2 protein-coding genes are annotated in these 1,267 nt (G+C 48.2%); both read left to right on the top strand.

The features are described 5' to 3' along the window. Window positions 1-78 precede the first annotated feature (78 nt). Window positions 79-396, top strand: coding sequence for a transposase (locus G5B47_RS25220; RefSeq protein WP_235957331.1), 318 nt, complete (start codon window positions 79-81; stop codon window positions 394-396). Beyond that, window positions 345-1,229, top strand: a complete 885-nt coding sequence (locus tag G5B47_RS25215; protein ID WP_226991757.1) for an IS3 family transposase — start codon at window positions 345-347, stop codon at window positions 1,227-1,229. The genes G5B47_RS25220 and G5B47_RS25215 overlap by 52 nt, the downstream gene beginning before the upstream one ends. Window positions 1,230-1,267: the final 38 nt, after the last annotated feature.

Below are 1,267 nucleotides of genomic sequence, written 5' to 3'. Positions count from 1 at the left end.
TGAAGTGCACCCCTTAGAATGGACATTGGAATAAACCCCTGGTTTATCCGATGAAGTTCTTGGGGGTGCATTTTTTGTATGGCTATCAAAGGGCAAAAGTTTAAAACGTATTCCGAAGAGATCAAGAAAGAGGCCGTTCGCCTGCATGTTGTGGAAGGATGGACCTACCGAAAGATTAACGAACATTTAGGCATTCATGACCCGCAGAGGATGAAGAAGTGGATGCGCAAATACCGGGAACAAGGCGAATTTGGACTCCTGGATCAGCGAGGCAGACGAGAGGAATACATCAATCAAGACCGGTATGTTCAAAAGCTCAAGCGGGAAAACGAAATGCTAAAAAAGTGCTTGGAAATCTGGATACAGGAGGTAAGGAAGAAAGGTATGTCCTTGTAGAGAAGGCGTCTGCCCAAGGTCGGATCACAGAATTGTGCCAGTTATTCGGCGTTTCCAGAAGCGGTTATTATGCGTACCTGAAGCGAAAACAGACCGATCGGGATGCAGATGCCAAGAAACTCATCAGTAGAGCTTACTGGCGCTACGAGGGGAAGTACGGTTATCGGCAGCTCCAACTTATGATATGGCAGGACGAGGGGATATGGATGAACCACAAGAAGATACTGCGTCTCATGCAACAGCTTGGCCTTCAAGCTAAGATCCGCCGAAAACGCCGCTTGAACGTGACGTACCCGACAGGTGAGCGTGTAGCTGAGAACTTGCTCAAACGAAACTTTACAGCTGAAAAACCAAACCAGAAATGGGTCACCGATGTCACCCAATACCGTGTCGGGGATCGCTGGCTGTATCTTTCAGCGGTGAAAGACTTATTTAACAACGAGATAGTGGCCTACCAGCTAGGTGAACGCAACGACAATGAGCTGGTTCTACAGACGTTCACGAAAGCTTTTGCCAAGCAAAAAGACGTGACCGGATTGGTCGTTCACAGCGACCAGGGATTCCAGTACACGTCTCATGCTTACCACGACATGCTGCCACAGGTTGGCGCCCAAATCAGCATGTCTCGCCGGGGCAATTGCCTAGACAACGCCTCCATGGAGAGCTTCTTCTCGCATCTCAAAACGGAAGGACTCTATCCCTATGATATCCGAAATCTGGCAGAGGCACAAAGCCGAATTGAGAAATACATACGATTTTATAACCGAAAACGGCCGCAACGTAAATTAAATAAACTGACGCCGGTAGAGTACCGGCGCCAGTTTGCAGCCTAGGTGTTTTTTTCAATGTCCACTAAATGGGGTCTTGACCA

The sequence above is a fragment of the Paenibacillus apii genome, assembly GCF_011043685.1.
GTDB classification, from domain to species: Bacteria; Bacillota; Bacilli; order Paenibacillales; family Paenibacillaceae; genus Paenibacillus_AQ; species Paenibacillus_AQ sabinae.
The sequence above is the reverse complement of the archived record's forward strand: the minus strand, read 5'-3'. Positions and strand labels throughout refer to the sequence as shown.

Coding starts and splice junctions, on each gene's coding strand:
- G5B47_RS25220 (WP_235957331.1), top strand. CDS start 79: ATGGCTATCAAAGGGCAAAAGTTTAAAACGTATTCCGAAGAGATCAAG.